Here is a 26,741-nt window from a genome sequence, read left to right on the forward strand (position 1 = left end):
TGCGCCGATCGTTTCTCTCGCCGTCATTCCGGGGCGATGCGCAGCATCGAACCCGGAATGACGGGTCTAACTAGTGCGACAAAATCTTCGACAAGAACTGCTGCGCGCGCTCGCTGCGGGGCTGGCCGAAGAACTCATCCTTCTTGGCGTCCTCGACGATCTCGCCGCGGTCCATGAAGATGACGCGGCGGGCGACCTTCCTGGCAAACCCCATCTCGTGGGTCACGACCATCATGGTCATGCCCTCGCGGGCGAGATCGACCATGACGTCGAGCACCTCGCTGATCATCTCCGGATCGAGCGCCGAGGTCGGCTCGTCGAACAGCATAGCGATCGGGTCCATGGCGAGCGCACGCGCGATCGCGACACGTTGCTGCTGGCCGCCCGAGAGCTGCGCCGGAAATTTCTGCGCCTGCTCCTTCAGCCCGACGCGCTCCAGCAGCTTCATGCCCTTGGCGGTCGCTTCCTCGTGGCCGCGCCCCAGCACCTTCTGCTGGGCGAGGCAGAGATTTTCGATGATCTTCAGATGCGGAAACAGCTCGAAATGCTGGAACACCATGCCGACGCGCGAGCGCAGCTTCGGCAGGTTGGTCTTGGGATCATTGACCTTGAGACCATCGATCGTGATCGTGCCGTCCTGGAACGGCTCCAGCGCGTTGACGCATTTGATGAGGGTCGACTTGCCGGAGCCGGAGGGACCGCAGACCACCACCACCTCGCCCTTGGCGACCGATGTCGTGCAGTCCTTCAGCACCTGGAAGCTCGGGCTGTACCATTTGTTGACGTGGCTGATTTCGATCATGGGAGCCGACTACCTGATGATGGCGATGCGCGACTGCAGGCGGCGGACGCCGTAGGACGCGATGCAGGAGATGGTGAAGTAGATCAGGGCCGCGAACAGATACATCTCGACCAGCCGGCCGTCGCGCTGCGCGACCTTGGAGGCCGCCCCGAGGAAGTCCGGGATCGAGAGCACGTAGACCAGCGAGGTGTCCTGGAACAGCACGATGGTCTGGGTCAGCAGCACCGGCAGCATGTTGCGGAACGCCTGCGGCAGCACGACGTAGCGCATGGTCTGCGCATAGGTCAGTCCGAGCGCCGAGGCCGCGGCCGGCTGGCCGCGCGAGATCGACTGGATGCCGGCGCGCATGATCTCGGAGAAATACGCCGCCTCGAACATGATGAAGGTGATCAGCGAGGAAGCGAAGGCGCCGACCTTGATCGGCCGCGACGATCCGGTGATCCACTGCCCGATATAGGGGACCAGGAAGTAGAACCAGAAGATCACCAGCACCAGCGGCAGCGAGCGCATGAAGTCGACGTAGAGCCCGGCGATCCAGCCCATCACGCGATAGCCGGACAGCCGCATCAGCGCGATCAGCGTGCCGAAGACGAGACCGCCAAAAGCCGACAGCGCGGTCAGCGTCAGCGTGAAGGTCATGCCGTCGATGAACAGATAGCTCAGCGAGCGGCGGATGACGTCGAAGTCGAAATTGGCCAGCATCTCATTTGCCCGTGATGTAGCCAGGGATCGCCACCGCGCGCTCCAGGAGGCGCATGCCGATCACGACGATGACGTTGATGACGAGATACATCAGCGTTGCGGCGCTGAACGCCTCGAACACCTGGAAGGAGAATTCCTGCATGGCGCGCGCGGCACCGGTCAGCTCGATCAATCCGATCGTGATCGCGACCGCGCTGTTCTTGACCGTGTTGAGAAATTCGGACGTCAGCGGCGGCAGGATGATGCGGAAAGCCATCGGCAGCAGCACGTAACGGTAGGCCTGCAATGGGGTGAGGCCGAGCGCGGTCGCCGCCATCATCTGGCCGCGCGGCAGCGAGCCGATGCCGGCCGCGAGCTGCACCGCGACGCGCGCCGACATGAACAGCCCGATGCCAACCGCTGCCGTAAAGAACGGCGCATTCGGCATCTGTTTCAGCCACAGGCCGGCGGTGCGCGGCAGGAGCTCCGGCAGCACGAAGAACCACAGGAACAGCTGCACCAGCAGCGGCATGTTGCGGAAGAATTCGACGTAGAGAAAACCGATCCAGGTCGCGAGCTTCGAGGGCAGCGAGCGCAGGATGCCGACGATCGTGCCGCAGATCAGCGCGATCACCCAGGCCGACAGCGAGGTCACGATGGTGACCTTCAACCCCGCCAGCAGCATGTCGAAATAGGTGCCGGCCCCGGTCGGGTTCGGCTCCAGGAAGATGTGCCAGTTCCAGGTGTAGTTCACGGGGGTGTCCTGAGAAGATTGGCTCGCAGTCGGATTGCGGAACGTCGCCACCAGCGACGGTGCGCTCCCTCCCCCCTTGCGGGGGAGGGTCGGGGTGGGGGGTCCACACGGAGAGTCTTTGCTGAGACCCCCACCCCCGACCCCTCCCCGCAAGGGGGAGGGGAGCGCAGCGAGTTCGCCGCGCGAGTTGTGTCCAGCTTACGGCTTGTACGAGTCCGGATCCGGCGAGTCCGACGGCTTGGCGAACTCGGCCTTCAGCTCGGCCGACATCGGGGTGTTCAGGTTCAGGCCCTTCGGCGGGATCTTCTGCATGAACCACTTGTCATACAGCTTGGCGCCCTCGCCGCTGGTGTAGATCTTGGCGGTCGCGGCATCGACGACCTTCTTGAACTGCGGATCGTCCTTGCGGAGCATGATGCCGTAGGGCTCCGGCTTGGAGAACGCATCCTTGGAGATGACGTAGGCGGCCGGATCCTTGGAGCTAGCGACGAGGCTCGACAGCAGGATGTCGTCCATCACGAAAGCCACGGCGCGATCGGTCTCGACCATCAGGAAGGCTTCGGCGTGATCCTTGGCCGGGATGATGTTGATCCCAAGATTGCGTGCGGCATTGGCTTCGGTGAGCTGCTTGATGTTGGTGGTGCCGGCAGTCGACACGACCGTCTTGCCCTTCAGATCATCAATCTTGTTGATGTTGCTCGACTTCTTCGAGACGTAGCGGCTCGCCGTCAGGAAGTGGGTGTTGGTGAAGGAGATCTGCTTCTGGCGCTCGGCATTGTTGGTGGTGGAGCCGCATTCCAGATCGATGGTGCCGTTGGCGAGCAGCGGGATGCGGGTCGACGACGTCACCGGATTGAGCTTCACGTCGAGCTTGTCGAGCTTGAGCTCCTTCTTCACGGCATCGACGATGCCCATGCAGATGTCGATGGCAAAGCCGATCGGCTTCTGATTGTCGTCGAGATAGGAGAACGGGATCGAGGAGTCGCGCACGCCCAGCGTGATCGCACCGGTCTCCTTGATGTTCTTCAGGGTCCCCGTCAGGTCCTCGGCCTGCACCTGGCCGGCGCAGAGCGCGGCGGCGACGGCAAGACCGAATAGGCGAAGCTGCTTCATAACTGATCTCCTCAATCCGGCTGATCGCCGGATGCTTGCATAAACCACAGCGAACTCAAAATGGCCCCCGCCCCCGGACGATCACCGGCCGGACGAGCGCGGGCACCATAGACCGCCCCGCGGCGGGAAGTTCTCGGACGCTTGCGACAAATTGCCTGTCCCGCGTCCCCTTCGACAAGACGTTCGGGCTGAAACGGCAGCGCCGAACGTCGGGATGGTAAACTACGATCAGCTCGCATGCCCCGCGACCAGACGAAAGTTGCAGGCGGACGGTTCCCGCACGCGGCACGCCCCTCACTCCGGCTCAGGCGGCGGGAGGTGAGCACCAATGATGCCAGGCGATGTGTGCTCATGCCTCCTTCTCGGTTCACAGCGGCTTCCGCAATTCGCCAAGATCCCAGAACAGCCCGGCCATCAGGCCGAGCGCCTCCTCCGTGACATCCAGCAGAATGTGCTCATCCGGCGCGTGCTGCGAGCAGCCCGGATAGGAATGCGGCACCCACATGGTCGGCATCTTCAACACGTCGGCAAACACGTCATTGGGCAGCGAGCCGCCGAAGTTCGGCAGCACGGCGGGCGCCTTGCCGGTGCTCATCTTGATGGAATCCGCGGCCCATTTGATCCAGGGACTGTCGATGTCGGCGCGCGAGGCCATGAAGCCCTGCGTCATGCTGACCTCGATCATCGGGAAGCCATGCGCAACGAGGTGGTTCTTCACGTCCTCCACGATGCTGTCGACCTTGGTGCCGACGACGAAACGCAGCTGCAGCACGGCACGGGCGCGGCCCGGGATCGCATTCGCCGGCTTGTCGATATTGCCGGAGGAGATCGCCAGCACCTCGAGCGTATTCCAGGCATAGAGCCGCTCCGCCGGCGTCAGCCCATCCTCGCCCCAATTGTCGGACAGCGCCGGCTCGTCGGCGGTCGGCTCGACCTTCACGTCGGCGAGGATGGCGCGGATGGCGTTGGTGAGGCGCGGCGGCTTCAGCGACTCCAGCTTGATGCGGCCCTGGCCGTCGACCAGCGTGGAAATGGCGTTGGCGAGAATGGTCGCGGGATTGGCAAGCACGCCGCCCCAATTGCCGGAATGATTGCCGCCCTCGCGCAGGTTGACGTCGAGATGCAGCCGGATGCCGCCGCGGCAGCCGAGAAAGATGGTGGGGCGCGCGGTCGACAGCCGCGGGCCGTCCGAGCCGATGAAGACGTCGGCCTTCAAGGCGTCGCGATGCCGGTCGGCCACCTCTGCGAGATCGGGCGAGCCGATCTCCTCGCCCATCTCGATGATGAATTTGGCATTGAAGCCGAGCTTGCCGCCGCGGGCCTCGCGCACCGCGCGCAGCGCCGCCATGTTGATGCTGTGCTGGCCCTTGTTGTCGGCCGTGCCGCGGCCGTAGAGGCGGTTGCCGTCCGGCGTCACCGCCCAGGGATCGCGCCCGTCGCGCCATTCGCCGGCCATGCCGTCGACGGTGTCGCCGTGGCCATAGCTGAGCATCGTCGGGGCGCTGTCGCTCTCGTGGTAGGTCGCGATCAGGAACGGCGACTTGCCGCTCGGCGAGGGCACGATCTCGGAGGAAAAGCCGAGCGCGGCAAAGGACGGCGTCAGCTCGTTGGCCAGATACGCCGCGAGGTCGTCCTTGCGCTCGGGATTGAGGCTCTCGGTGCGATAGGCGACCCGGCGGCCGAGCTCGGCCAGGAAGTCACCGCTCGTCAGGCTTTGACGGGCACGGGCGATTGCATCAATCCTGGTCATGGCGCTTTTCCAGTCACAACGAAGGCGGCGTCATATCGGGATCGTGGGCGGAGCGAAAGAGGCTGGGTTTGAATTCAATGGGTCAGCGCATGCGTCTCGGATTATGGAACTGCCATGCCTGGGACTTGACGCGTCGGGCAGCATTGTCGCCGTCCCCGACTTACGCGCTCTCGTTCTCGCGGTGCGGTCGAGCACCCGAGCTATTGGCATGAACACCCTCACGAGACGGAGGGCGCGGGGAATGCCGGGTGAAGGCCTCACCCATGGCCCGCCTGCAGAAAGAAAAGCAGGCGGCAGTCACCACAGGTTCAGCCGAACATCCGGCATTCCCCGCGCGACGGTTTTCACGCTTATAGCGCGCTCTCCCCGGTGTCCGGCTCGATAGCCACCGTCGTCTGCGGGATCATCACCCGCGGACTTGGCGCCAGCATCGGGGCGCCAGGACCACACGCCTTCACGTCCGCAACCTGCCGTTCGTCGGCGCGGGTCTCCCCACGCTGCGGCATGCCGACAGCCGTCGCATCCCACCTCGCGTGTCGTGACGATCGCGATGCGCCCCTCCGTGTGAGGCGGGATTTCGGGAATAAAGCACATCTTCGGATATTCGTAAAGAATTTTCTCGCGGCTTCTCCGCCCGCCGCCTCCTTCGAGACGCCCGCCTGCGGCGGGCTCCTCAGGACGAGGACCGAGCTTGTGGCGAAATCCTAACCCTCATGGCTGGCGAGATCTCCACCCTCATGGTGAGGAGCGCCGCTTCCCCCGGATGGTCATGACCGAGCGAGCAGGTCGCCGCGGATGAGGTGCGGCGCGTCTCGAACCATCAGGCCAAGCTGTTCAATTCACCGCATTGCTCACCATCACCTCGATCAGCTTCGTGCCCGGCCGCCGGAAGGCCCCCGACAGCACCGACTTCAACTCACTGGGATCGCCGACGCGCAGTGACTCGCAGCCCAGCGATCTTGCCAGCCCGGCGAAGTCCACCGGCGGATCGACAAAGTCCATGCCGATATAGTTGTCGTCGCCGTGGAACGACAGCAGCCGCTGCTTGATGATGCGATAGCCGCCATTGTTGACGATGACGACGGAGAGCGGCAGCTTGTGGTGAGCCGCGGTCCACAGCGCCTGGATCGAATACATCGCACTGCCGTCGCCGGAGTAGCACACCACGGGACGGTCGGGATTGGCGAGGCTGACGCCGACCGAGGCCGGCAGGCCCCAGCCGATGCCACCCGACGCGAGGCCGTGATAGTTGTAGCGGTCGCGGTACGGCCACAGCGCCGTCATGTAGCGCGCGGACGTCAGCCCCTCGTCGACCAGGATGCCATGCTCCGGCATGGCCTGGGCCACCTGCAGCGCGAGATAGTCGGGATCGATCGGCGTTTTGTCGCGTGCCGTCTCGATCTGAGCGGTCAGCGTCCGGCGCCGCGCACTCCAGTTCTTCGACGACAGCTCCGCGATGCGCGCTTGCGCGGTAGCTTGCAGGGACGAACCGCCCACCTCGCGCAGCAGCGGCGTGAGCTGCAGGAGCGTCTCGCGGACGTCGGCTTTCAGCGCGATCTCGGCGCCGAAGTTCTTGCCCAGCTCCCAATCGACCAAGCCGATCTGCACGATCGGCAGTCCCTCCGGCAGCGGCTCGATCTCGCTGTGCACGGACATCCGCAACGGATCGGCGCCGAGCACGATCAGCAGATCATGCGGCGCCAGGAGATCGCGGACCTGCTTCTGCGCGCGCGACAGCGAGCCGATGTAGCAGGGATGCTCGGAGAGGAAATGCGCGCCATAGGGCGCGGACTGCTGATGCACGGGCGCGCCGATCGCGCTGGCGAACTCCGCGGCGGCCTGCAGCGCATCGCTCTTGACGATCTCGTCGCCGGCGATGATCACCGGCCGCTGCGCCTTGAGAATGCGCTGCGCCAGCCCCTGCAACGCGTCCGCGGTCGGCCGCACGCGCGCATCGACCCGCGTCGACCGGCCGAGTTCGATGCCGGCTTCGGCATTGAGGATATCACCGGGCAGCGAGATGAAGACGGGGCCCGTCGGAGGCGTGGTCGCGACCTTGGCGGCGCGCCTGATGATGCGCGGCAGGTCCTCCAGCCTCGTCACCTCGACCGCCCATTTCACCAGCGGCTCGGCCATCCGCACCAGCGGACCGTAGAGCAATGGCTCCATCAGGCCGTGGCCCTGCTCCTGCTGGCCGGCGGTGAGGATCATCGGCGTGCCGGTGAATTGCGCATTGTAGAGCGCGCCCATGGCGTTGCCGAGACCCGGAGCGACGTGGACGTTGCAGGCGACGAGACGTCCCGAGGCGCGGCTGAAGCCGTCGGCGATCGCCACCACCAGGCTCTCCTGCATCGCCATGACGTAGGTGAGATCGGGATGATCCTTCAGCGCATGCATGACCGGCAATTCGGTGGTGCCGGGATTGCCGAACAGATGCGTGATGCCCTCGTCCTTGAGCAGCGCGAGGAAGGCCGAACGTCCGGTGGTGCGGTTCTTCATGTTGCGGTTCCTCCGGCGACGCGGTGTTGTTTGTTGGTGCAAGCCCTCACCACGTCATGGCCGGGCTTGTCCCGGCCATCCACGTCGGTCGGCACGCTTGGATGGACGGGGATGCCCGGGACAAGCCCGGGCATGACGATGTGGAAAGAGACGAGCGAAGAGCGTCGATCATCATACGCTTCGCTTCTCGCAATGACGTGGAGAGAGCGGAGGCTACGCCTCGGCTGTCTCCTGATACACCGGATAGTCCGTGTAGCCCTTCTCCTCGCCGCCGTAGAAGGTCGGTCGGTGATAGGGCGTCAAGGGCCAGCCGTGCTGCAGGCGTGCCGGCAGGTCCGGATTGCTGATGAAGTAGCGACCGAAGGCGATGGCGTCGGCATGGCCCGCCTTGATCGCCGCCTCCGCCGGCTCGCCGGTAAAGCCGCCGGCACCGATCAGCACGCCCTTCCACACCGGCCGGAACAGAGCGATGGCCGACGGCACGTTCTGCCAGTTGACGTCGGCGCGGCCGGCGCCGGAGGAGCGCGGCTCGATCAGATGCAGATAGGCGATGCCGAGCCTGTTCAGCGCCTCGATCGCATGCGTGTAGAGCGGCATCGGGTCGGCTTCGCCGGAGCCGTTGGCGATGCCATAGGGCGACAGCCGCACGCCGACCTTGTCGGCGCCGCAAGCGGCGATCACGGCTTCCGTCACCTCGAGCAGGAAGCGGCAGCGGTTTTCGATGGAGCCGCCGTAGCGGTCGGTGCGCTGGTTGCTGCGGGTCTGCAGGAACTGCTCGATCAGATAGCCGTTCGCACCATGCACCTCGACGCCGTCGAAGCCCGCCGCGATCGCGTTGCGCGCCGCCTGGCCATAAGCCGCGACGAGCGCGGGGATCTCGTCGGACTCCAGCGCCCGCGGCGTCTCGTAGGCCGCCGGCCTGCCGTCCGCCGTCATCGCCTTGAGATCGTCGCCGATCGCGATCGCCGACGGCGCCACCGGCAGCGCACCGCCCGGCTGGAACGAGGAATGCGAGACGCGGCCGACATGCCAGAGCTGCAGGAAGATGAATCCGCCCTTGGCATGCACGGCGTCGACGACCTGCCTCCAGCCGGCGATCTGCGCCGTGCTATAGATGCCCGGCACGTTCGGGCTACCGGTGCCGGTCGGCGCGACCGGCGAGGCCTCGGCGATGATCAGCCCGCCCGGCGTGGCGCGCTGCGCATAATAGTCGACGTTGAGCGGCCGCGGCGCGAGCGTCTCCTTTGCGGCGCGCATGCGGGTCAACGGCGCCATCACGACGCGATGCTTGAGGTGATAAGGACCGATCGTGAGCGGTGAAAACAGCGCAGGCAGCATTTCGTCCCCAGATGTCGTTGCGATTGTCGATTGGCATCATCTTGTTCGCAAAACATGATGGTGGCAATGTCCGCCCCACGTCAGTATGAGCAGACCCTCCATGCCGAAAGCGAACGCCCTGCCCTCGCTCAGCCTGCGCATCGATCTCGATGACGGCAGCCGGATCGGGCCGGGCAAGATCGCGCTTCTGGAGAACATCGCGCGGCACGGCTCGATCTCAGCGGCCGGGCGCGCGATGGACATGTCCTACAAGCGGGCCTGGGACCTCGTCGACGAGATCAACCGGGTATGCCGGCAGCCCGCGGTCGCGCGGCAGACCGGCGGCCGCAATGGCGGTGGCGCGGCGCTGACGGCGTTCGGCGCGCAGCTGGTCGAACGTTACCGGCGCATCGAGCGCGACGCGGCCAATGCCGTGAAGAAGGATCTCGCCGCGCTGCGCAGCGACATCGAGAAGCCACGGAAGGCCCGCGCGGCCAGAACCGCGTCGTAAGCCGGTTCCAGCCGACACGATGCATCTGTGACCGGACTGATGCGCCTCGCGTTGTAGCCGCAAAAAACCCGTCTTGCCGTCAGCGGGATGATCTTGCAGCCGCGCCAGGACATCATACACCAGCATCTCATCGTCATGCCGGAGAACCTGCCGTGTCTCACCCTGCTCTGTCCGCCGACCACACCGCCGTCATCACCGGAGGCGCCTCCGGCATCGGGCTCGCCGCCGCCATGCGCTTTGCAGAACGCGGCATGAACGTCTGCATCGCCGATATCGACGAGGCCCGGCTGCGCGACGCCGCCGCCAGGCTCGCGGCTGCGACCAAGCGTGGCGAGGCTGCGGTCATGACCGCCACGGTCGATGTGAGCAGCCGGGACAGCGTGGTCGCGCTCGAAACGGCGGTGCGGCAGCGGTTCGGCGCGATCGACGTGCTGATGAACAATGCCGGCATCCAGCCGGGCAGCAAGATGCTTGCCGACGACAATTGGCAGCGCATCCTCGGCGTCAACCTGTGGGGCATCATCCATGGCGCGCAGGTGTTCGCCCCCGGCATGATCGCACAAGGCCGGGCGGCGCTGATCATCAACACCGGCTCCAAGCAGGGCATCACCACGCCGCCTGGCGATCCCGCCTACAACGTTTCCAAGGCCGGCGTGAAGGCGTTCACCGAGGCGCTGCAGCATGAGCTGCGCAACACGCCCGGCTGCCAGGTGACAGCGCATCTGTTCATTCCGGGCTTCGTGTTCACGCCGCTGACCGCCAATGGCCGCGTCGAGAAGCCGGCCGCAGCATGGACGCCGGAGCAGACGGTCGACTTCATGCTGGAGCGCGTCGCGGCCGGCGACTTCTACGTGCTGTGCCCTGACAACGACGTGCCGCGCGCGCTGGACGAGCGGCGCATCCTGTGGGCCGCGGGCGACATCGTCGAGAACCGGCCGCCGCTGTCGCGCTGGCATGCCGACTACGCCGACGCATTCGCGGCCTTCGCAAAGAAATCGCCATGATCCGGCCACATCGGAGCGGCGGCCCGTCGTTGCTCCGGATCTCAGCATCATTTCGCCGGACGCGTCGGATCGTCGCAAGGCGCTCCGCGTGCATTCGGAACGTCCAGCATCGACCGAATCGCGACGGTCGAGCGCTCTTGCAACTCACTGATTTGCCGTGGCGCGACATCGCCGCGGGTCGCGTGCTCTTGAAGCGGCCCCTCACCCGTCAAGCGGTGAGATGTCGCAGCTGTGCGGCAGCGCCCCCCGTATGCCGCACGACAATCTGACGCAGACGCATTCCCCATTCCTTGCGCGAAGCAGCCACGAAGCGGGCAGCAGATAGCCCGCATCATCCGCACCCGCGTCAGCCGCGCCCCGTGCCTCGGCTCATCCGCAGTGGTGCGCAGCCTTGGGGAGTACGTCGGACATGTCGCACCATCATCGTCACCATCACGACAGTCACCACGATCACCATCATCACAACCACCACCATCATCATCACAATCATCACTGCCAGCCGGCGCCTGCGCCGATGCCGCCCACGCCGACACCTCCCACACCCACGCCACCGACGCCCGCGCTCGGCTTTGCCGACCTCGGCGTGGTGTTCAACGACGCGACGCGCTTTCTGGAAGGCGGGCTGTGGCGGAACGTGGTCGACGAAGGCGGCCAGGGGCTTGGCAGCGTCTACAACTACACCGGCGATCTCACCGTGATTCAGGATGGCCTGAAGGCGATGGTTGCCGCCAACCAGTTCACCGGGCAGACGCTGACCAACGTCAACAAGATCCTCGCCGACATCACGGTGGCGCAGGATGCCGCGATGGCGTCGGTGACCGGCGGCGGCGCGTTCGGCAGCATCGCGGCCGCGGAGACCGCGCTGCGCAACGCGCATCTCGACATCCTCAACGTCGTCAACAACGATCCGAACCTCGCCGGCAAGGCCACCAACGCCGATGGCGTCACCGGCTTCCTGCAGGCGCCGGCGCTGCTGCCCGAGGGCGTGACGGCCGCAACCGCCGCCAAGGGCACGCTGGCCGAGCTCGGCCTGATCTTCAACGACGCCGCCAACCGGCTGATCGGCGGCGTCAACGACAGCAATGTCGACATCATCCAGGACGATGTCGACGCGCTGATCGCCGGCCTCAATGCGCTGGTCGCCGCCAACCCGCTGCAGTTCGGCGGCCTGACCGGCGTGCACGCGCTCGCCATCATCGACCAGCTCGCGCTCGTCAACACCCACATCAACGGCGCGGCCGGCAATGTCGACATCGGCCGCGCGCTCAACGACGACTTCCTCGACATCATCGACATCGTCGCCGGCGACACCAATCTCGCCAACATGGCGCAGCAGAACGGCCTCAACGGCTGGACCGGATTCGGCGACTTCCTCAATCCGACGCCGGCCTATCAGGACAACCAGGCGCAGACCGATTTCTGGGCCATGTTCATCGCCCAGTCGAACGCGCTCGGCAAAGCCGCCATCGCCGCGGTCAATGCCGGCGACGCCGCCGCGATGGCGAAGGTCACCGCCGACCTGATGACGTTCAAGAAGGACGTCACCGATTTCGACGCGGCGCAGGGCGGCATCTTCCAGGCCCGCTTCGACAACGAGCTGCTCGGCGACCAGAGCACGCTCGGCGCCGAGATCGCCAAGATTCTCGAAGGCTTTCAGGCCGGCAACAAGGCGCTGGTCGCCGCGGCCGCCGACCAGATGCACCAGAACGCAGCCGATGTCGGCGGCAACAACATCCCGGTCAATGGCGGCGCCTACAATGTCGACGGCACCACGATCGGCCAGGTGCTGGCGACCACCGGCGGCGGCAACAGTGCCGACGCCGCCGCCGTCCTGGCGGCCATCACGGCGGCGCCCGCCTCGAACGTGATCATGCTGGCGAGCGCGGCGCCCGCCGCCAGCGCCGCTCCGGCGACCCTCGTCATGGACGGTCCGATGATGGAAGGGCCGATGATGGACATGTCACAGCATCAGCATGCCCACCATCACATGTGGGCGTGACGTCCTGAGGATCAGGCGCCTGCACCAGCAGGCGCCTGACCAGCGCGAGCGCGGTTTCCGTGGCCGGATCGGCCGAGATCACGGAGACCGCGAGCACGATGAGATCGACTGGCTGGTGCGACAGCACGATCACATGCGTCGCATGCCGCGCATCCATCAGCGCCACCATGCGCTCGACGGCCGGATCGGCGACCGCCCGCCGCCACGGCGCATCGGCCCGGCGCAGCACCCGGCTCGACGCGAGAAAGTCGCGCAGCAGCGGCGGATCATAGGCAATCAGCTCATCCTCGCGGCAACGGCGTGCGCTCTCGAAGACCGGCTGGCGCGTGAGCTCGGCGATCAGAGCGTCGCGTGTCGCCGCATTCGACGCCCCGATCGAGTCGAGCACGCCCGGCTCGCGGGCTTGCAGCACCGCGCGCAAGGCGTCCCCGATCAGTCCGATCGTGAGCACGCCGGCCACGGCGACCGCGCAGAAACGCATCAGTTGCGCCGCGTCGACCTCCGGTGAGAGCGCGGCCGCGGCAGCGCCGAGCAAGGCGGCGCCGAGGATCCGCAACACTGTCAGCAGCCCGCTTTGGCGCTGCGTCTCCGCGCTGGCGCCGGCGATCAGGATCGCGGTCACCGCCAGCAGCGCGCCCAATGCGCCGAGCCGCACCGGCATGCCCGGCGCCAGCACGCGAAAATCTGTGATGATGAAGGGGATGACCATGATGGCGCCGAAGGCGACGCGATCGATGGCGCGGTTCTCCCACGCCAGCAGGCTCGCGCGGTCGCGGCGAAGCAGCAGCCAGGCGCAGGTCGCAAAGCCTGCGAGCTGAAAGGCTGACAGCACGATTGTGTGGTGGCTTTCGAACGCGACCGGACCGAGCGCGCCGGCGATCGCGAGAGCCGCGCCGCCGGCAAGGGCAATTGCCTTGAGCATGCGATGCACGTGCCGGCGCAGCAGGCCCTCCGTCACCACCAGCGCGCCGAGCGGGATCAGCGCCGCCGGAATCAGCGAGAGGCGGTCGAGAAAAGCATTGTCCATCCACCAGGCGATGCCGCGCAGCAGGAACAGCGAGGCGACCGTCCCGAGCAGAACGACGAGCCGCGCCGTCAGCGGTCCCCGGGGATCGCGCCGGTGCAGCATGGCGGCGGCCACCGCGAGGCCGATCGCGCCGCAGAGGTTGACGATGGAGTCGGCAACGATGCCGGCCGTCATGGCGTGGGCTCGCCGGTCGGCCGGCGCGGACGCAAGGTGCCGAACGTCCTGGTATCGTCGAGCCAGTGCACCAGCGGCAGGATCATCCGCTGCAGCGCCAGCACGGCCGAGGTCGCCAGCAGCGCCGGCAGCGAGTCCGAGGGGATCTCGCGCAGCAGATAGCGCCGGGCGGCGGCGAGATCGATCCGGCCGAGCTGCAGCAGATCGTCGCCCCTCGCGTAGTCCAGCTCGCGCGCACAGAAGCCGTTGTAGACGGGGTCGCGATGCTTGGGCGCGTCGTCATACGTCTTCTTGAGCGCGTCGGAGCCGCCGGTATAGGCGTCGGTGATGACGAAGCGCTGTTCGTCGAACCCGGCCTCGTCGCCGACGCCGAAAACCGCCCGATGCGCCCGCATGATGCCGCGCGCGAGCTGAAGATGCGCAAAGCTCGGCCGGGCCTGCGGCAGCGGCGACGGATAGACGTCGGAGAAGGTCTCGCAGACCATGCCGGCCACCGCCGGCACCTGCGTAACGTTGGAGATCCATTTCGGCCGCAGGCCGTCACGGATGAACAGCAGCAGCGTGGTGAGGCCGTAGAGCACGCCGGAAAGGCCTTTGCCGCGCGCGTCCGGGTCGACCATCACCAGTCCGAGATGCAGCACCTGCTGGGCGTCGCCGTCGCGCTCGACCTGCATCACCGCGAGCGCGTTGAACGCGATCGGCCGGCCGCCCGCCTCCTCCGACACCACGGTGATGATGGCGCGCGCGAGCGGCTCGCGCTGGCCTGAAAAAATGCCATAGGTGAGCTCGCCGGCCGGCAGCGTCTTGCCGGCGATGGTGCGGAGATCGGCTACGAGCGCCGCCAGCGCCGCATCATCCAAGGTCGTCCCCGGGCTCTCGACGATGCGCGTGCGCAACTCCGCGTGGGTTCGGAGCGACAGGTCCATCGCCTCCTGGCCGAGCGCGGTCAGCCAGAAGCTGATGCCGCGTCGGATACGCCCCACTGCTGCGACGATGTTCACTTGTAGACCCACCCGCCAGACCATGCCTGCCGTCACCGGCATCCTAGCATCATGGCCAGATCCGACTGACCTAACCTGACGCCGTTAATGCACGATCATGATGAGAGGCGGAGCGGCGGCAAAGGTAAACGCAGTCTGAATGGCAGTCATGCTTGGGCCGCTCCATCCCTGCCTTGTTCCATGAACGTCCTGCCTCCCCGCCGTCATGGCCGGGCTTGTCCCGGCCATCCACGCCGTGCGGCGCCCTCGGAAAAACGTGGATGCCCGGGACAAGCCCGGGCATGACGGAGTAACCAATTGAACGCTTCTGCGTCGCATGCATCTCGTCCGATACGATCGATGCCATAGACCGAGGAAGCAAGGGGGCTGCGACTGCCGGCTTACGCCGCCTTCGACACCTCCATCAGCAGGCGCTCGGCGCGGGCGTCCTCGATGCGGTTGACGAGCTTGCCGCTCTCGTGGCGGTCGCGCAGGGTCTTGGTCAGGGTGACGCAGGTCTGCACCAGCATGACGATGCCCATCGTCAGATAGCCCTTCATCCAGAGATCGATCGGCATGAAGAACACGCCGAGCGCGACGAGGAAGGCGGACGCGGCGAAGGAGGCGTAGGAGAAGGTGATGAAGGCGCTGCTGTGCGGCTGGGTGTTCTGGTTCATGGTCGGCTCCTATGATGGCAGTGGTTGTTGATGCGTTCGATCGGGGGTGACGAAATTCAGTTGGCCGGGGCGGTGCGGCCGGCCTTCAGCCGCGCCAGCACGTCGTCGGCAGTGGTCTTGATGCGCGGGCCAAAGCCCTGCTCGGCAAGCTTCTCGGCCGTGGTGATCGGCCCCGTCGCGGCATCGAGCTCCATGAGCGCCTCGTCCGCGGCTTGCGCCTCGATCTGCCGCTCGCGCAGCCGTTTCAGCGTCGCCTCGGCCTCGGGCAGCGTGCACTCGTAAGGACGCGCCGCCTCGATGCCGCCGCGGCGCAGATTGCGCACGGCCTCGGAGGCGCGCGCGATCCGCCGGCCGCGATCGAGCTCGGCAATGCGCGCCTCGGCGTTGACGACATGCTTCTTCAGCCTGGTGATCTCGGTCGCGAACAGCGCCCGCGCCGTCCGCGCCGCGTCACGCTCGGCCTCGAGGCCGGCGATCGCGTGCGCCGCCTCGCGGGCCAGATCCTCGCGGCCGCCGTCGAGGGCTGCGGTGGCGCGCACCTCGAGATCGGTGATCCGCGCCAAGGTCGCCTCGAGCCGCTTGCCCTCCTGCTGGTCCTGCGCGATGGCCAGCGCCAGCGCGCGCTTGCTGCGTTCGACAGCGGCGGCGGCGTCACGCAGCTGCTGATCCAGGATCACCAGCGCGGTACGGTCCTGCAGCTCCTCCTCCGCGACGGCCACGGTGCCCCGAAACAGCGTCAGAACGGTCTTGAACATTGTGAACTCCCTGTTATGAGCATCGCTCATAGGATTTCTTCTAGCGCAATCATGAGCGGCGCTCAAGGATTATTTTGAGCGGCGCTCAATATTTTGGTCGACAATGTCCAAGACACTGGAAAGACGCGCAAAACAGCGCGAAGCCCTGATCGAGGCTGCCGAGCGGATGATCCGCACGCGGGGTCTCGCCGGCCTGAAGACGCGCGATCTCGCCCAGGAGATCGGCGTCGCCAATGGCGCGGTCTACAATCTCGTCGCCGATGTCGACGAGCTCGTGCTGATGGTCGGATCACGCACCCTGGCGCGGCTCGATGCCAACCTGTCCGCAGCCGAGGGCGCGGGCCCTCCCGGCCCCGAGGCTGCGCTGGTGCGCATCGCGATCGCCTATTGCGACTTCGCCGCCCACAATCTCGAGCTCTGGCGCGCGCTGTTCGAACATCGCATGGCGCCCGAGAAGCCGCTGCCGGACTGGGCCATCGCCGACCAGATGCACCTGTTCCGTCACATCCACCAGCCGCTGGCGGCGTTGTTTCCGCAGCGCTCGTTCGACGACATCAGCGTCACCGCGCGCAGCCTGTTCTCGGCCGTCCACGGCATGGTCGCGCTCGGGCTCGAGCAGAAGCTGATCGCGGTGCCGCTCGCCGCCTTGCGCGCGCAGATCGCGACCATGGTGAAGGCGATGGTGACGGGACTGGTGGCGGAGGAGAAAGCCGGCCACTGACGAGAGGCTTGGCGCCGGCGAACAGCATCGTCGGCACCTGATGCCAACAACCAGGCTCGACTGCTTCACGTCTACTTGTTGTCTTAGCTAATTGCCCTCATGCCGGCGCAGCTCTCGCGTTGTTCAGCCGGAATTGACGGCGCGAACAAACAACCGCCGCATTGCTTCGCAGTATCATGTCGACGTTCGGACTTGTTCCAGACAACATGTCTGGGACAGTCGAGCCACCAGCACGCGATGATGAGTGCTGGTCGTGCGACATGCGCAGATCTCGACGCATGGCCACACTCATCCGGCCGGCAGAACCTGCAGCGTATGACGGCCGCGCGATCAAGAAGAAAACTCCAACGAGTCCATGACGCGCGAGCCAAGGGGGAAATCGTGAGACATTTGCGTGCGCCCAATGACGACCGCGATCCGCCATTCCCGTCCGGCTACGACGACGGCCGGCGTCCGATGTATGAACAATCGTGGCGCGACGAGCACGACCGGCCCACGCCCGCTGAATTCGCGTCGCGCTACGGCGTGCAGGAGGTTCCTCCGCCGCCACGGGAGCGGCGGTTGCTCGGCGTGCTGAGCGTGCTGGGGCTCGTGGCTGTCGCCGCTGGCGTGGCCGGCTTTGCCGCGATGCGGCTTCCGACGCGGTGGACCGCTGCGCTCTCCGCCAACGGCAGTGCGGAGGTGACGACGCCGGCAACAGTCGCCCCGCCGCCGGTCCGCGCCGCGCAGACAGTCGCGCCGGTCCAGGATGCTTTCCCGACCGGAGCGTTCGCGAGCGCCCTCCCCGTGGTCACGCCAGACCAGAGCATGCCGCTCAGGGAGGAGGACCGCGCGCCGAAGTTCGACACGCGGATGGCCAATGCCGCGGCGGCGCCGCCGACCAGCGCGCGCCCCCCGGTCCAGGGCGTGACCGACACCGAAATCAGCTTCGGAATGGCGGCGCCGTTCTCGGGTCCGGCCCGGGAGATGGGCCATCAGCTCAAGCTCGGCATCGACCTCGCCTTCGCGCAGGCCAACGAGGAAGGCGGCGTGCATGGCCGGCAGCTCAAGCTCTACACGGCCGATGATGCCTATGAGCCGACGCGGACGCTGAACGCGATGAAGGAGCTCTACGAGCAGCACAAGGTGTTCGGCTTCGTCGAGAACTACGGCAGCCCGACGGCCCTGATCTCGGTGCCCTACGCGCTCGAGCACCATGCGCTGTATTTCGGCGCCTTCACCGGGGCTCCTTCGCTCCGCCGCGACCCGCCGGACCGCTACGTCTTCAACTACCGCGCCGGCTACGCCGAGGAAGCCCATGCGCTGGTGAACTATCTCGTCAAGAGCCGCAAGCTGCGACCGCAGGAGATCGGAGTGCTCACCCAGCAGGACGCCTATGGCGACGCGGGGTGGGAGGGCGTCAGCAAGGCGATGCACGCGCTGCGCGGCGGCGCGGGCGACGCCTTCCGCATGAGCTACAGCCGCAACACCGTCAATGTCGACGAGGCCATCGCGCAACTCCGCCGGCAGAAGCATGCGATCAAGGCCGTCGTGCTGGTCGCCACCTTCCGCGCCGCGGCCAAGTTCATCGAGAAGACCCGCGACCTCTATCCGGACATGACCTACGCGACGATCTCGGGCGTCGGCAGCACCGGCCTCGCCAGCGAGCTGATGGTGCTCGGCCCGCGCTATGCCGACGGCGTCATCTGCACCCAGGTCACGCCGGCCGTCGACGGCTACGCCTCCGTCACCCTGAACTACAAGAAGGCGCTCGCCAAATATTTCCCCGGCGAGCCGGCGGACTACTCGTCCCTGGAAGCCTATCTCACCGCCAACGTCCTGATCGAAGGGCTGCGGCGCGCTGGTCCCGCCGTCGACACCGAGTCGCTGGTCGACGTCCTCGAATCGATGCAGAACTACGAGCTCGGCGTTGGATCGAAGGTGAGCTTCGGCCCCTCCGACCACCAGGCGCTGCACAAGGTCTGGGGCACGCAGCTCGACAAGACCGGCCAGTATCATGCGATCGATCTCGAATAGACGGAATGGACGGATCGCGCCGCACTCGGCGCATGTCAGCGGGTTGCGTCGATCCGCGATTTCGGCCATATCGGTCCGATGATCAAGACCGAGACCCTGCGCGCGAACATGTGGTGGCGCTCCATCTAGGAGCGGCACGGCCTCGTCTTTCATCGCCCGTTGCCGCCGTTCATCGGCCTGCGACGCGGTTCTTGTCATCAACAGCATCGAAGAGCTCGATCGAGCGGCGGTTCTCACTCCTGGAGAACCACAATGCGTCCCTCAGTGCCAGACCGTCCCGTCATCCTGACCGGCGACAGAACCACCGGCCCCCTGCACCTCGGCCACTATGTCGGCTCGCTGCGGAACCGCGTCGCGCTGCAATCCACGCATCGGCAATTCCTGCTGCTGGCCGATGCCCAGGCGCTCACGGACCACGCCCATGATCCGGCCAGGGTAAGCCGGAACGTCCTGGAGATCGCGACCGACTATCTCGCCGTCGGCATCGATCCGGAGATGACGACCATCTGCCTGCAATCGCATTTGCCGGCGCTGGCTGATCTCACGCTGCTCTACATGAACTTCGTCACGGTAGCGCGGCTCGAGCGCAACCCGACCATCAAGGACGAGATCCAGGCGCGCGGCTTCGGCCGCGATATTCCGGCCGGCTTCCTTTGCTATCCCGTCGCGCAGGCGGCCGACATCACCGCCTTCAAGGCGACCATCGTGCCGGTCGGAGACGACCAGGCGCCGCTGATCGAGCAGACCAACGAGATCGTCCGCCGCATCAACCGCCAGGCGGGCAGCGAGGTGCTGCCCGAGGCACGCGCGCTGATCCCGAGCGTCGGGCGCCTGCCCGGCGTGGACGGCAAGGCCAAGATGAGCAAATCACAGGGCAACACGATTCCGCTCTCCGCCACGGCGGACGAGATCCGCGATGCCGTCCGCCGCATGTTCACCGATCCCGGCCACATCAGGGCCGCGGATCCCGGCCGCGTCGAGGGCAATGTCGTCTTCACCTATCTCGACGCGTTCGACGACGATCCTGCGGCTGTTGCGGACCTCAAGGCGCGTTATGTCCGCGGCGGCCTCGGCGACAGCATCGTGAAGCGGCGACTCGATGACGTGCTGCAGGCCGTGGTCGCGCCCATCCGCGACCGGCGGGCGGCGTTGGCGCGCGATCCCAGCCATGTTCTCGACATCGTCAGGCGCGGCACCGAACTCGCGCGCACCCTCACTACTGCGACCTTGCGCGATGTCCGCGACGCGCTCGGTCTGTTCACGCTGCAATAGCTCTCGAATGATGAGGCCGCATGTGCCGCCGGATCGAGACCAAAGCGCGGCGGCATTTACCGGGCGGAAACCGTTGCTGTCGTTGAATGCGAGCATGGCTCAGTTGCGCATGGAAGTTCGCGATTCGGCCGGCACCATCCTGCCGGGCTATGGCGACGCATTCTTCGACCTCAGGCTCCCCGGCGATCACCGCCGCGTGGCGCAGACGCTGCTCCAGATCATTCGCGGCGACGATTTCCGCTCACCGGTCCACAGCGTCCACTTCTTCCGGGGCGCTTCCGAGATCGGCTGCTGGTCGGTCGACGACGAGCGCGCGGAGATGAGCTTCGTGGACGAATTCGCGCACACGCCGCCGGCCGCGGCGTAACAACTTCCCCGACAAGCTCCCGACACGCGGCATCGGCCTCATGCGATCCTGGGGTGCGCGGTCTGGTGCCAGCTCCAGGCCGAGCGGATGATCGTGCCGAGATCGGACCGATGCGCCGCGAAGCCGAGCTCCTGCCTGGCAAGGCGGGGATCGGCGACCAGGACCGGTGGATCGCCGGCGCGGCGCGCGCGCACCACCAGCGGGATCCGCTCGCCGGTCTCCCTGCCGATTGCATCGACGATCTCGCGCACCGAATGGCCGCGGCCGGTGCCGAGATTGTAGGTGCCACCCGAACCGTTCTGCAGCAGACGCTCCATCGCCGCGATGTGGGCTGCCGTGAGATCATCGACGTGAACATAGTCGCGCACGGCGGTCCCGTCGGGTGTGTCATAGTCGGTGCCGAAGATCGCGAAGTCCGGCACATGGCCGAGGATCGCCATCAGCGCCCGCGGGATCAGGTGCGTCTCGGGATCGCGCAGCTCACCGATCAGGCCTGACGCGTCGGCGCCGCCGGCGTTGAAGTAGCGCAGCACGATGGCCGACAGGCCGTAGGCCGCCTGATAGTCCGCCAGGATCTGCTCGATCATGTATTTCGAGCGGCCGTAGGGATTCAGGGCCGATCCCGCGGCGCTCTCGGGAATCGGATCCCGCCCGGCGTCGCCATAGACCGCGCCGGTCGAGGAGAACACCAGCCGCGCGCAGCCGGCCTCGCGCATGCCCTGCAGCAGGCGCAGGCTGCCGGCGACGTTGTTGAGATAGTATGCCTCCGGATCGGTGACGGATTCGCCGATCGTGCTCGGCCCGGCCAGGTGCATGACCGCGCCGACCCCGTGGGCGCGGATGGTGTCAGCCACTCTGGCGCTGTCGGCGATGTCGCCGACCACCAGCGGTCCCCACCGCACGAAGCGGCGATGGCCGGTGGACAGATTGTCGTAGCAGATCGGCACGTAGCCGGCCCCGGCAACGGCCTTGCAGCAATGAGCCCCGATGTAGCCGGCGCCTCCGGCAACCAGGATCGCTCCATTGTGACCCATGCATGAAGGCCTTCTGATCAGCGAACGGCTGGACCCAGTCGCGGATGCGAAATGTGACCCAGCGCGGCGACCGCTGCAACCGGGCAGCGCGCCGGCCGGCGTCACCGACAACCGCTTGGCGGCACGCCGCTCTGCGCGCTCTTAACGGTCTTGCACCCCGGCCGGTCGTCCGGTGGCGGTCAGGTGATGCCGAATAGCTGATGTCACGCGATGGCAGCACGACATCTAGCCGTGAACAGACCTCGTACCCGGCTGCGCCGCTGATTCGGACGCGGTTCGTTCAAGTCGCGTTCTGAACGTTAACGTGAGCGCGCGCGACGTCGCATTCTGGGACATCATGCGCGGGCTGGTCGCGGCAGCGAGTGCAGCGCCGATGTCGTTGGCGCTATCCCGGCGCGGCGATCGCAGGCTGTGCCTGTGCTCAACCTGCTGGCCTGTTAGCTGGTTCATCACGGTCCGATCGCCTGCCGGTTCCGTTCGGCGCGCAGATGTCCATGCCCCGCGGCGCATGGCTCACAACCCAGAGTCCAGGTGGCACGCGGCGCAGAATGGGGTACGAGTCGTCGGACTGATCAGCGTCGGCCGATGCAGGAGGCTCCCTTGAGTGAAACACCTGGTAACGTCGACGCGGCGGCGCGCGCTGCATCGACGCCGCCCCCCTCCTCCGCCGCGGCGCCCGGGCTCTGGGCGCGTCTCGGCATTCCGCTGCTTGCGGTGATCGCAGCGCTCGCCTTCGTGGCGCTCGCGACCACGCGCTGGAACGCCTGGACCGGCAACGCAACGACCCAGTCGACCAACGATGCCTATGTGCGCGCCGACCTGACGCAGCTCTCGAGCCGCGTGGCCGGCGAGGTGACGAAGGTTGCGGTCAGCGATTTCCAGCAGGTCAAGGCCGGCGACCTGCTGGTCCAGATCGATCCGGCCGACTACGAGGCACAGGTGTCGCAGGCCGAGGCCAATGTCGAAGCGGCGCAGGCGGCGCTCGACAACCTCAGCAACCAGGTCGAGCTGCAATACGCGACCATCGCCCAGGCCGAAGCGCAGCAGGTCTCGGCCGGCGCGGCCGAGGTGCAGGCCAGGCAGGAGGAAGAGCGCCAGCAGTCGCTGTCGCAGAGCGAGGCAGGGACCAAGCAGCGGCTGGAACAGGCAACGGCCGCCTATGCCAAGGCACAGGCGGACGTGCGCGCGAGCCGCGCGGTGATCGCCGCCCAGCGCCACCAGTTGGAGGTGCTCACCGGCACCAAGAAGCAGCGCGGCGCCGATCTCGCCGGCGCCAAGGCCGCGCTCGCCGCGGCGCGGCTCAAGCTCGGCTACACCAGGATCACTGCGCCATTCGACGGCGTCGTCGGACAGCGCCAGGTGCAGGTCGGCGACTACGTCAACATCGGCAGCAGCCTGATCGCGGTGGTGCCGCTGCCGCATGTTTTCGTCATCGCCAACTACAAGGAAACGCAGCTCACCCATGTCGCGCCCGGCCAGCCGGTCGAGGTCACCGTGGACTCGTTCCCGGGCCAAAGGCTGCATGGCCGCGTCGAGCGGATCGCGCCGGCCTCCGGCTCGCAATTCGCGCTGCTGCCGCCCGACAATGCCACCGGCAACTTCACCAAGGTCGTGCAGCGCATTCCGGTCCGCATCGCCCTCGACGGCGACCAGCCGCTGCTCGCGCGGCTGCTGCCGGGCATGTCGGTCGAGACCCACATCCGCACCGCCGGCCAGGCCGATGGCACCAAGTGAGACCGATCGCGGACCGCTGTCGCGCGGCGGCCAGGCGGCGCATCCGCTGTTTGCCGTCGGGGCGGTGCTGCTCGGCTCGTTCCTTGCGAATTTCGACAGCCGGCTGACCTCGGTCGGCTTGCCCGATCTGCGCGGCGCGTTCTCGCTCGGCTTCGACGAGGGCGCATGGCTGTCGACCGCCGCGATCGGCTCGCAGATCTTGATCGCGCCGGCGGTGGCGTGGCTCGCGACCGTGTTCGGCCTGCGCCGTGTGCTCGGCATTCCCAGCCTGGTCTACGCGGTGCTGTCGCTGATCATTCCGTTCGTGCGCGACTATCCGACCTTGATCGCGCTCGCGATCCTGCACGGCATGCTGCTCGGCACCTTCGTGCCGGCCACGCTCATGATCATCTTCCGCAACCTGCCGATCCGCTGGTGGCTGCCGGCGATCTCGATCTATGCGATCCGGGTCGGTTTCGCGCTGGATACCTCGACCTCGCTGGTCGGCTTCTATGTCGAGCATCTCGGCTGGCAGTGGCTGTACTGGCAGGGCGTCGTGCTGGCTCCGCTGATGGCGCTGATGGTCTATCTCGGCACCCCGGCCGAGCCGGTCAACCGCACGCTGCTCGAGAACGCCGACTGGGGCGGGATGCTGCTGCTCGGCAGCGCCGTGGCGATGATCTATGCCGGGCTCGACCAGGGCAACCGGCTCGACTGGCTGCAATCGGGCACGGTGATGGCGCTGCTATCAGGCGGCGCTGTGCTGTTCGTCCTGTTCCTCGTCAACGAGGCGCTCGCCCCGCAGCCATGGGCGCATTTCAACGTGCTGTTCTCGCGCAACATCGGGCTGTCGCTGGTCGTGATCCTGCTCTACACGCTGACCAGCCTCTCGAACGCGTCGCTGGTGCCGAACTTCCTCGCCACGATCACGCAGTTGCGGCCGGAGCAGAGCGGCTCGCTGCTGTTGTTCTACGGCGCGCTGCCGATGATCGTGCTGGTGCCGCTGTCGATCGTGCTGCTTCGCCATCTCGATCCCCGCATCGTCGTCGTGCTCGGTCTCAGCGCCTTCGCGGCGGCCAATCTGCTCGGCACCCAGATCACCCATGCCTGGGCGCGCGAGGATTTCATCGTCATCGTCGTGCTGCAGTCGATCGGACAGGCCCTGACCTTGCTGTCGATCATCATCCTCGCGCTGTCGAATTCCGATCCGGCCCGCGCGACCTCCTTTGCGGCCTACATCCAGGTGATGCGGCTCGGCGGCGCCGAAATCGGCGTCGCCCTGATGGGAACGTGGCTGCGGGTGCGCGAGCAGGTGCATTCGGCCTATCTCGGCCTCAACATCCAGAGCGGCGACCTCGACGTCGCGCGCGCGCTGCAACGGCTGACCGGCTATTTCGCCGCGCATGGCGGCGGCCAAGCCAAGGCGCGCGCCGTCGGGACCTTGGCCGCGCAGGTCCAGCGCGAGGCCAACGTGCTCGCTTATCTCGACGCGTTCTGGCTGTGCTTCTGGCTCGCGATCGCCGCGCTCCTGCTGGTCGCCCTGATCACGCGCGCGCCTCCGGGCCCGTTCTCGCCGACACCGATCAGTCTGAGGGCGGCGTGGATGCGACGGTTCGGATCGTCGACGACGTGAGCGGGCCCGCCCCCGCATGCGGGGTCGTAGCTTTCTCTCCAATGACGCCGGCGCGCCTCTGCGCCTTTAACCTTCTCGCGAAAGCCGAGCCGCGCGATCAGGATCGCCGGCGCTGCATGTTGCGCGCCATCTCGGAGAGATACGACATCTAGCCGTGAACAGATTTCAAACCCTGATTCGCAAGCGATTCGGACGCGGTTCGTTTCAGCCGCGTTCCGAACGTTAACGTCGCTGCGATGATCGTCGCATTCTGGGACATCATGCGCGCGATGGTTGCGGCAACTCGTCGAGCGGCCATTTCGGACGCTTGATCTTCTTGTAGGGCAACGTCGTCACGTCGCGCGCGACCACGCCGGGCGCATCGACCATGATGATGTCGGCCGCGATCGGCGCAAATGCCGCGCGGAAATGCTGGGCGGATTTCACCACGACGAGCTTGCGCGTGGCAGGATCGCAGCCGAGCTGGGTGAAGAAGTCGGTGCCGAACGCCTGGCAGCGGAACGTCGTGATCACGACCTCGACGCCATTGCTCGCGATCAGCGCGCAATCGCCGAGCTTGGCGGGCGTGCCGGCGAGGCCCGTCATCACCATGTTCTCCTTCAGCGCCTTGATCTCCCAGGTCGCATCGACGGGATCACCCGACAGCGGCCCGATCTTGCCGCCGATCCGCAGCGGCAGCTTGGCGCCGACGCCGGCATCGAAGGCGATGCGCACCGCGATCGGATCCCAGAGTGGACCGAGGCAGGCATTGCCGATGTTGCGGTCGAGCAGCCGGCGCAGGATGAAGGTGGAATCGCCGGGCGCACCGCCGCCGGGATTGTCGCTGGCATCGCCGAGCACGATGGTGCCGTCTGTCGCCAATGCCTGGTCAAGCGCGGCATCGACGCCGGGCATGCGCTCGGTCACCGCCTCGCGCATGCCGATCAGTTCGTCCGCAAGGCGGCGTGCCAGCGCCTTCGCCCTGACACCGTCCGGATCGACGGCGGCATCGCTATAGACCAGCACCTTGGTGCCCATGGACGGCGTGTCGCCCCAGCCGAAGCCGTGAACGATCGAGATCGAGACGATACCGTCCTTGCCTTCCAGCGCGGTGATGCGGTCGACGAAGCTGCGCACCGGCTCGCGCGTGGTGTGCAGGGTGACGATCATGTCGGTGTCGACCAGCGCCTTCTGCAGCTTCAGCCGCTTCTCGGCGATCTCGGTGCAGTGTTTCACCAGATCCTGCGCGCGCTCGAGAATGTCGGTGTGCGGATATTCCTTCCAGCAGATCAGAAGATCGGCGCTTCTGACCATCAGCTCGCTCATATGAACGTGGGGGTCGAGCGTGGCGCCGACGACCACATCGGGTCCGACGATCTCGCGTATCCGCGCGAGCAGCTCGCCCTCGCAATCATCATAGCCGTCGGCGATCATCGCGCCGTGCAGGCCGATCAGCGCCATGTCGACCGGCAGCGCGGCTTTGAGGTCGGCAAGGATCTGGTCACGCAGGGTTTCGAACGCGGCGCGGGTGACGAGCCCGTTGGGCACGGCCGCGGCCACCAGCCCTTCGATCAGCGTCCAGCCCTTGGACGGCCCAACCTGGCGCGCAGCCCATAGTGGCCCGCCATGCATCTGCATCTTGTCCGGGTGCTGGCCGGCAGGGAAGTAGGCGCGCTCATGGAAGGTCGCGAGCCCCGTGGGCATCGGCGCGAAGGTATTGGTCTCGGTGGCAAGGGCGGCGGAGAAGACACGCATGAAGGCTGAACCCGGTGGTTGCGAGGAAAGGCAGGCGCGCACCGGCCCGGCCGGCGATGCAGGCCCACAAAGAAACGGACCTCATCAGGAAGCGCAAGAGACCCATGCGAAGGGCGACCGCCGCACAGCGCATGGGACGGAAAACAGCGCGGCCTGATCCCGCTGCGCCGGATGATGCCTGATGCATTTGGCAATCGATGAGGCTACG

22 protein-coding genes are annotated in these 26,741 nt (G+C 66.6%); 9 read left to right on the forward strand and 13 right to left on the reverse strand.

Features of this window, described 5'->3' with window-relative positions:
* Nucleotides 1-70: 70 nt before the first annotated feature.
* The 7 genes from ACQR10_RS12655 to ACQR10_RS12685 all read right to left on the reverse strand — a co-directional run bounded on the left by ACQR10_RS12655 (nt 71) and on the right by ACQR10_RS12685 (nt 8,937).
* Nucleotides 71-802 carry an amino acid ABC transporter ATP-binding protein gene (locus ACQR10_RS12655; protein ID WP_316217151.1) on the reverse strand — a complete coding sequence of 244 codons (732 nt, stop codon included), beginning with the start codon at nt 800-802 and terminating at the stop codon, nt 71-73.
* Nucleotides 803-811: 9 nt separating this feature from the next.
* Nucleotides 812-1,504, reverse strand: coding sequence for an amino acid ABC transporter permease (locus ACQR10_RS12660; protein WP_316217152.1), 693 nt, complete (start codon nt 1,502-1,504; stop codon nt 812-814).
* 1 nt (nt 1,505) lies between these two features.
* Nucleotides 1,506-2,237 (reverse strand): amino acid ABC transporter permease, encoded by a 732-nt coding sequence (locus tag ACQR10_RS12665; protein WP_316217153.1) that lies wholly within the window; start codon nt 2,235-2,237, stop codon nt 1,506-1,508.
* A 198-nt stretch (nt 2,238-2,435) separates the two neighbouring features.
* Complete coding sequence (locus ACQR10_RS12670; RefSeq protein ID WP_316217154.1) at nt 2,436-3,350, reverse strand: amino acid ABC transporter substrate-binding protein; 915 nt, start codon at nt 3,348-3,350, stop codon at nt 2,436-2,438.
* 367 nt (nt 3,351-3,717) lie between these two features.
* Entirely contained in the window at nt 3,718-5,100 is a 1,383-nt protein-coding gene (locus ACQR10_RS12675) for a M20 family metallopeptidase (protein ID WP_316217155.1), read from the reverse strand.
* 834 nt (nt 5,101-5,934) lie between these two features.
* The gene (locus tag ACQR10_RS12680) at nt 5,935-7,599 is read right to left on the reverse strand and encodes a thiamine pyrophosphate-binding protein (protein ID WP_316217156.1); all 1,665 of its coding nucleotides are present in this window, start codon (nt 7,597-7,599) and stop codon (nt 5,935-5,937) included.
* Between the two features lie 213 nt (nt 7,600-7,812).
* Nucleotides 7,813-8,937, reverse strand: coding sequence for an alkene reductase (locus ACQR10_RS12685; protein WP_316217157.1), 1,125 nt, complete (start codon nt 8,935-8,937; stop codon nt 7,813-7,815).
* A gap of 100 nt (nt 8,938-9,037) precedes the next feature.
* Between ACQR10_RS12685 and ACQR10_RS12690 the strand changes: the two genes are divergently transcribed.
* The 3 genes from ACQR10_RS12690 to ACQR10_RS12700 all read left to right on the forward strand — a co-directional run bounded on the left by ACQR10_RS12690 (nt 9,038) and on the right by ACQR10_RS12700 (nt 12,430).
* The gene (locus tag ACQR10_RS12690; RefSeq protein ID WP_316179535.1) at nt 9,038-9,427 is read left to right on the forward strand and encodes a winged helix-turn-helix domain-containing protein; all 390 of its coding nucleotides are present in this window, start codon (nt 9,038-9,040) and stop codon (nt 9,425-9,427) included.
* A 152-nt stretch (nt 9,428-9,579) separates the two neighbouring features.
* Nucleotides 9,580-10,431 carry an SDR family NAD(P)-dependent oxidoreductase gene (locus ACQR10_RS12695; RefSeq protein WP_316217158.1) on the forward strand — a complete coding sequence of 284 codons (852 nt, stop codon included), beginning with the start codon at nt 9,580-9,582 and terminating at the stop codon, nt 10,429-10,431.
* A gap of 409 nt (nt 10,432-10,840) precedes the next feature.
* Nucleotides 10,841-12,430, forward strand: coding sequence for a hypothetical protein (locus ACQR10_RS12700; RefSeq protein WP_316217159.1), 1,590 nt, complete (start codon nt 10,841-10,843; stop codon nt 12,428-12,430).
* On the opposite strand, the gene ACQR10_RS12705 is transcribed toward ACQR10_RS12700, so the two are convergent.
* The 4 genes from ACQR10_RS12705 to ACQR10_RS12720 form a co-directional block, all read right to left on the reverse strand.
* Nucleotides 12,351-13,631, reverse strand: coding sequence for a hypothetical protein (locus ACQR10_RS12705; RefSeq protein ID WP_316217160.1), 1,281 nt, complete (start codon nt 13,629-13,631; stop codon nt 12,351-12,353). The genes ACQR10_RS12700 and ACQR10_RS12705 overlap by 80 nt on opposite strands.
* Nucleotides 13,628-14,632 (reverse strand): hypothetical protein, encoded by a 1,005-nt coding sequence (locus tag ACQR10_RS12710; RefSeq protein ID WP_315802164.1) that lies wholly within the window; start codon nt 14,630-14,632, stop codon nt 13,628-13,630. The genes ACQR10_RS12705 and ACQR10_RS12710 overlap by 4 nt, the downstream gene beginning before the upstream one ends.
* A 380-nt stretch (nt 14,633-15,012) precedes the next feature.
* Complete coding sequence (locus tag ACQR10_RS12715; protein ID WP_315716622.1) at nt 15,013-15,288, reverse strand: YiaA/YiaB family inner membrane protein; 276 nt, start codon at nt 15,286-15,288, stop codon at nt 15,013-15,015.
* A gap of 56 nt (nt 15,289-15,344) precedes the next feature.
* Nucleotides 15,345-16,043 carry a PspA/IM30 family protein gene (locus tag ACQR10_RS12720; RefSeq protein ID WP_316217161.1) on the reverse strand — a complete coding sequence of 233 codons (699 nt, stop codon included), beginning with the start codon at nt 16,041-16,043 and terminating at the stop codon, nt 15,345-15,347.
* A 103-nt stretch (nt 16,044-16,146) separates the two neighbouring features.
* Between ACQR10_RS12720 and ACQR10_RS12725 the strand changes: the two genes are divergently transcribed.
* The 4 genes from ACQR10_RS12725 to ACQR10_RS12740 all read left to right on the forward strand — a co-directional run bounded on the left by ACQR10_RS12725 (nt 16,147) and on the right by ACQR10_RS12740 (nt 20,419).
* Complete coding sequence (locus tag ACQR10_RS12725) at nt 16,147-16,764, forward strand: TetR/AcrR family transcriptional regulator (protein WP_315801864.1); 618 nt, start codon at nt 16,147-16,149, stop codon at nt 16,762-16,764.
* Between the two features lie 381 nt (nt 16,765-17,145).
* A complete protein-coding gene (locus tag ACQR10_RS12730) occupies nt 17,146-18,780 on the forward strand; it encodes an ABC transporter substrate-binding protein (RefSeq protein WP_316217162.1) in 1,635 nt (544 codons plus the stop codon).
* A 252-nt stretch (nt 18,781-19,032) separates the two neighbouring features.
* A complete protein-coding gene (gene trpS, locus ACQR10_RS12735; protein WP_316217163.1) occupies nt 19,033-20,052 on the forward strand; it encodes a tryptophan--tRNA ligase in 1,020 nt (339 codons plus the stop codon).
* A gap of 22 nt (nt 20,053-20,074) precedes the next feature.
* On the forward strand, nt 20,075-20,419 hold the full coding sequence (locus ACQR10_RS12740) for a hypothetical protein (RefSeq protein WP_315801861.1): 345 nt from the start codon (nt 20,075-20,077) through the stop codon (nt 20,417-20,419).
* Between the two features lie 38 nt (nt 20,420-20,457).
* Here the strand turns inward: ACQR10_RS12740 and galE are convergent, their stop codons facing one another.
* On the reverse strand, nt 20,458-21,453 hold the full coding sequence (galE, locus tag ACQR10_RS12745; protein WP_316217164.1) for a UDP-glucose 4-epimerase GalE: 996 nt from the start codon (nt 21,451-21,453) through the stop codon (nt 20,458-20,460).
* Between the two features lie 600 nt (nt 21,454-22,053).
* Between galE and ACQR10_RS12750 the strand changes: the two genes are divergently transcribed.
* A complete protein-coding gene (locus tag ACQR10_RS12750; RefSeq protein WP_315801859.1) occupies nt 22,054-23,187 on the forward strand; it encodes an HlyD family secretion protein in 1,134 nt (377 codons plus the stop codon).
* A complete protein-coding gene (locus tag ACQR10_RS12755) occupies nt 23,174-24,799 on the forward strand; it encodes an MFS transporter (RefSeq protein WP_316217166.1) in 1,626 nt (541 codons plus the stop codon). The genes ACQR10_RS12750 and ACQR10_RS12755 overlap by 14 nt, the downstream gene beginning before the upstream one ends.
* Before the next feature lie 258 nt (nt 24,800-25,057).
* On the opposite strand, the gene ACQR10_RS12760 is transcribed toward ACQR10_RS12755, so the two are convergent.
* Entirely contained in the window at nt 25,058-26,533 is a 1,476-nt protein-coding gene (locus ACQR10_RS12760; protein WP_316179554.1) for a M81 family metallopeptidase, read from the reverse strand.
* Between the last annotated feature and the right edge of the window lie 208 nt (nt 26,534-26,741).

The sequence above is a fragment of the Bradyrhizobium sp. HKCCYLRH2060 genome (assembly GCF_051168135.1).
In the GTDB taxonomy this organism is placed as follows: Bacteria; Pseudomonadota; Alphaproteobacteria; order Rhizobiales; family Xanthobacteraceae; genus Bradyrhizobium.

Bases quoted from the DNA above. Each gene is read 5' to 3' on its own strand.
- ACQR10_RS12680 (WP_316217156.1), bottom strand. From the start codon at position 7,599: ATGAAGAACCGCACCACCGGACGTTCGGCCTTCCTCGCGCTGCTCAAG.
- ACQR10_RS12725 (WP_315801864.1), top strand. From the start codon at position 16,147: ATGTCCAAGACACTGGAAAGACGCGCAAAACAGCGCGAAGCCCTGATC.
- ACQR10_RS12720 (WP_316217161.1), bottom strand. From the start codon at position 16,043: ATGTTCAAGACCGTTCTGACGCTGTTTCGGGGCACCGTGGCCGTCGCG.
- ACQR10_RS12655 (WP_316217151.1), bottom strand. From the start codon at position 802: ATGATCGAAATCAGCCACGTCAACAAATGGTACAGCCCGAGCTTCCAG.
- galE (WP_316217164.1), bottom strand. From the start codon at position 21,453: ATGGGTCACAATGGAGCGATCCTGGTTGCCGGAGGCGCCGGCTACATC.
- trpS (WP_316217163.1), top strand. From the start codon at position 19,033: ATGCGTCCCTCAGTGCCAGACCGTCCCGTCATCCTGACCGGCGACAGA.
- ACQR10_RS12755 (WP_316217166.1), top strand. From the start codon at position 23,174: ATGGCACCAAGTGAGACCGATCGCGGACCGCTGTCGCGCGGCGGCCAG.
- ACQR10_RS12760 (WP_316179554.1), bottom strand. From the start codon at position 26,533: ATGCGTGTCTTCTCCGCCGCCCTTGCCACCGAGACCAATACCTTCGCG.
- ACQR10_RS12660 (WP_316217152.1), bottom strand. From the start codon at position 1,504: ATGCTGGCCAATTTCGACTTCGACGTCATCCGCCGCTCGCTGAGCTAT.
- ACQR10_RS12685 (WP_316217157.1), bottom strand. From the start codon at position 8,937: ATGCTGCCTGCGCTGTTTTCACCGCTCACGATCGGTCCTTATCACCTC.
- ACQR10_RS12715 (WP_315716622.1), bottom strand. From the start codon at position 15,288: ATGAACCAGAACACCCAGCCGCACAGCAGCGCCTTCATCACCTTCTCC.
- ACQR10_RS12700 (WP_316217159.1), top strand. From the start codon at position 10,841: ATGTCGCACCATCATCGTCACCATCACGACAGTCACCACGATCACCAT.
- ACQR10_RS12675 (WP_316217155.1), bottom strand. From the start codon at position 5,100: ATGACCAGGATTGATGCAATCGCCCGTGCCCGTCAAAGCCTGACGAGC.
- ACQR10_RS12690 (WP_316179535.1), top strand. From the start codon at position 9,038: ATGCCGAAAGCGAACGCCCTGCCCTCGCTCAGCCTGCGCATCGATCTC.
- ACQR10_RS12705 (WP_316217160.1), bottom strand. From the start codon at position 13,631: ATGACGGCCGGCATCGTTGCCGACTCCATCGTCAACCTCTGCGGCGCG.
- ACQR10_RS12670 (WP_316217154.1), bottom strand. From the start codon at position 3,350: ATGAAGCAGCTTCGCCTATTCGGTCTTGCCGTCGCCGCCGCGCTCTGC.